Annotated in this window: 1 pseudogene; it reads right to left on the minus strand. The window is 56.9% G+C overall.

The window, feature by feature from the left end:
• Positions 1-155: 155 nt before the first annotated feature.
• Positions 156-476: pseudogene (locus tag BFP70_RS00025) on the minus strand (ATP-binding protein); the annotation flags it as partial.

Genomic DNA, 476 nt, shown 5'->3' on the forward strand with positions numbered 1-476 from the left:
CCAAGGTCCGACGCAACCTGTCGCCGTGTCAGGCCGCTGTGCGCCGCGATCCGAACCGCTTCGCGCTTGAAATCTTCACTATGCTTGGCTGCCATATCCAGTCTCCTTCAAAGCGAGCATTGCTCACAGAAAACCGGAACGGAAGTGATGCAAGTCCCGAGCGCCTTTTCCTGCTCCAGCGCGTTGACCAATTCCACAGTTGAGAAGAAGCGCACCTTACGCCGGTGATGTTCGATGGCTTGGACGCCGATTGCTGTGGCTGTGTGGCTCTTGCCCGGTCGTCTATTGAGGCGCCATTGGTTCAAGCCCAATGGACGACGGACCGCCGATCAAAACGACATTCTCGGCCGCTTCGATAAACTCGCATCGGTGTAGCTGCCGCACTGTTGCTTCAATGATCTCACTCGATGCAAAGTCGAAGCCCGTCAGATCTTTGTATGCGGGGAAGCGGGCAACCTTCGTGTGGTAGGCGATGG

Source organism: Thioclava sp. SK-1 (genome assembly GCF_001705665.1).
Taxonomy (GTDB): Bacteria; Pseudomonadota; Alphaproteobacteria; order Rhodobacterales; family Rhodobacteraceae; genus Thioclava.